The organism is Stenotrophomonas sp. P5_A9 (assembly GCF_056400525.1).
Genome location: NZ_JBFULC010000128.1, coordinates 1 through 3,141, shown reverse-complemented (window position 1 = coordinate 3,141; position 3,141 = coordinate 1). Strand labels below are relative to the sequence as shown.

The window sequence follows — 3,141 nt, the reverse complement described above, 5'->3', positions numbered from 1 at the left end:
CCGGTAGCGCAGAGCTATGGGACACTCAGGCCATCTTCGGAACCCCTGCCGACTATGCGAATCGAACGACGAAAATCTGCCCTAATCCGTTGGATGAGAGCGCAGGCACTTGCACCGCTGATGGCCATATCACTTGCAGGGGGCGCGGCGGTTGGTCCGGTTGCGGGCCCTCCCGTTGAAGGCCCTGTGCGCTTGGGAGAGATCGCGGCGGTTGATGGCCCTAGGGTGCGTCCCGATCGCGTCATCGAAGACAGCCGTTGCCCAGTCGACGTTCAGTGTATCCAGGCCGGACAGCTGATCGTCAGGGCGACAGTGCTCGGTGTCGGCTCGTCCAAGCAGATTGACCTCAAGCTGGGCGTCCCAGCCCATGTCGCTGATGGCATGTTGACGCTGGTCAACGCCACGCCCGTGCCTATCGCAGGGGAGACCGGACCGTCCGCCGCCCGCTTCACCTTCAAGTTTCAGGGCGGCCGTTAGGTCCCATCATACGCGCCGAAAGGGTCAGCCCCAGGAGAAGCTGGGCTCACCAGAAAGCTGCAACGGCTCGCCACGCCTGCAGGGAAATCATTTCCCACTCCACACACGGGCTGGGACGCTACAAATGAAGCCATTGCCTGCCTCCTCGGCGCGAGAGACTTCAGCGCACAGGCCGGCAGGCTCGGCGTCAAGGTAACCAAACGCTCACAGGGCCGGATCCATCTGCTGGAAGCGATGGCCGTAATTACTTCGCAGCCCGCCCCAAGGAGTGAGGAGCTTCTCGTCAAGGCTAAGAACCTAGCCAGCCAAAAATGGGATGGCTTGCTGCCCCCGCGCCTTCTCATGCGCTCCTACGCTTCGATGCGCTTCGATGCGCTTGGATGTAGCTGAGGGCTTGGATTGGCTGAGGTCCCATCAGACTGCCAGGCAGGCTGGACACTGAGGCTCGGCAGACGATACGGGCCGTGGCGCGAACTCCACTCAATTCTCGAACACCACGCCGAACCGCCATTACAAACTAACGAGAAAGCCAAAAAAAATAACCCAACATTTATCTGTGGTACAGTCTAATTTACTGACAAATATAATGACATTTGTTAGGAAAACCAATTTAATTCATTATAGTCGATCTCTGGAACATGGCTAGCACGCAACTGAAGAAGCCCCTTAAATATAGGGATGCCGGCTACCTTTACGAACACGAAAATGCACGCGCCCTTGCCCATCGGAGCGTCCTTCACACCAATCCTAAAGGTGTTATTCCGCCCATCTGACGCCAGGCGACCGCGCATTGACTTGACAAATTGCTCCCGTATCAAGATTGCAGACACCAACAACGGAAGCAGCCAAAGTGGAAAGTGCAAAGACCACACCAAACCCATCTCAGCTCGACGCCACCGACAGCGCCATTAAGATCGACTTCGTGAAAGTCGGAAGAGTTAAGTTCTGCGGCGTCGAAATAAGCAATGCAAAGTCCAGAACAAATTTTGAAGAACTTCTTCGCTTCGCTCTAGACAAAACCGCGCGCCCCGGGGCACGCAGAAACGGTACGATCTACCCGCCCACACTGCCACTAGCAACGCCGGCCGGATTGTTATCAGAAGAGATAGCGGACTACCTGCTGCATATGAAACGCAGGAACATTCGGTCGTGCTCTATCGAGGCATCCGCTCGATCCCTCTCAAACCTTCAGAAGGTTTGTGGAGACATCCGTGTCACAAACATCGAAAGGCATCACATCTACATGCTCTGCGACCTCTTGAGGTGGCAACCGCGATCGCGCGCCCATTCGGATAGGGAGCTGAAGCTTTTACCCGCCAAAGAGCTGATAGAACTGGGCAAAAGCATGAACGTGCCTCCCCCTGCCGCTTCTAGCTTTGCGCTTCAGCGAGCACTCTTGAGCGCCTTCTTCAACGCGCTACTCAGTGCAAAAGCCATTGCTGCCTCACCGATGGATGCGTTCGTCAAGATCCGAAAGGATCTTGTCGGCGTGCAACCGAAGCGCAATCGCTCGCTTGGCAACGCGGAGCTACAGCGCATCTTCGAACAGTCCAATTTTGAACCCTGGGCAAGGAAATGGCCACACCGATGGTGGGGGCCAATCCTCGGACTCTACACCGGCGCTCGTATCGGCGAGATTGCTCAGCTCAAGGTAGCGGATATCGCCTTAGAGGAAGACACATGGTTTATCTACCTCCGCGTCACCGCCGACGAGGATCTTGCGGGGTCGGAAGGCGCCAAGAGCAGACAGAGCCTGAAGAACATCTCGTCCATACGAAAAATTCCAATAGCACAGCGCGTGTTGGATGCTGGTTTCCTAGAATTCCTGGAGGACATCAAGGAGTCCAAGCATCCACGCCTCTTCCCACACCTCTCTGCAGGCGTCAACCCAAGGACGGGGGAAACAAACGCGCGCTACAGCAGTGCATTAGTGTGGCAGTTTGGCAACTACATGAAGAAACTCGGCTTCTCGAAAGGCACTGCTTTTCACTCGTTCCGCCATACGTTGATAAACAACCTGATCAGCAAAGGATACACAACGTCGCAGATCGCAGTGATCACCGGTCACTCAACCACCGGGCAAGCAAAGGAGGAACAAGCCCCCGTTATTAGAGAGGCTTACGAGGGCATGCTGCCGGAACAATCTCGGCCTCTGGCCGTGAGGATGCTGGAAGACTTCACGCCTCCCGTCGTTCTACCCAGATATGTACGAGGCCAGTTCAAGAGGCGACTGCGGGACAAGAAGGGCTTCTATCCGTAAGTCGACAGAATGCGCCCATGCGCCGCGAACGGAAAATACCCGCCTTTGCCAACAGATCCTTCCAAGATAGCGCTAGCCAGCTTCAAACTGCGGCCGAGCCATCCCTATATTCAGGAAATCGCCCTGCTCGTATGGGTTTGGGCATTACGCCCCCCCTTAAGACATGCAGCTCCTTGACTCCCCCGGCGCAAAGGTTATTCTGAGTGAAAGTCAGAGGCACATCTAGATGAACGATCAAGCCCCCCAGCACGATGACCAATGGTGGAACCAGGTTGATCCCGTGTGGAAGAAAAGCCTTGATGAATCAATGCTCAAGGCGCTTTCCGACACAAATGATCTTACTGATGAGGAGTTAGGCCTATTTTTATTCACACCCTCTATTCAGCCCTATCACCGTCGGTGAC

General features: G+C 55.5%; 3 protein-coding genes. All 3 read left to right on the top strand.

The genetic code is table 11. The annotated features are described in order from the left end of the window. Positions 1-93: 93 nt before the first annotated feature. Positions 94-477: a hypothetical protein gene (locus tag AC1DR7_RS20150; protein ID WP_478052364.1), complete on the top strand. Its 384-nt coding sequence runs from the start codon at positions 94-96 to the stop codon at positions 475-477. Positions 478-1,327: 850 nt separating this feature from the next. Further along, positions 1,328-2,737: a site-specific integrase gene (locus tag AC1DR7_RS20145; RefSeq protein ID WP_478053086.1), complete on the top strand. Its 1,410-nt coding sequence runs from the start codon at positions 1,328-1,330 to the stop codon at positions 2,735-2,737. Between the two features lie 226 nt (positions 2,738-2,963). Continuing rightward, complete coding sequence (locus AC1DR7_RS20140) at positions 2,964-3,140, top strand: hypothetical protein (RefSeq protein WP_457321845.1); 177 nt, start codon at positions 2,964-2,966, stop codon at positions 3,138-3,140. The last annotated feature ends 1 nt before the right edge of the window (position 3,141 follow it).

Bases quoted from the DNA above. Each gene is read 5' to 3' on its own strand.
- AC1DR7_RS20150 (WP_478052364.1), top strand. From the start codon at position 94: ATGAGAGCGCAGGCACTTGCACCGCTGATGGCCATATCACTTGCAGGG.
- AC1DR7_RS20140 (WP_457321845.1), top strand. From the start codon at position 2,964: ATGAACGATCAAGCCCCCCAGCACGATGACCAATGGTGGAACCAGGTT.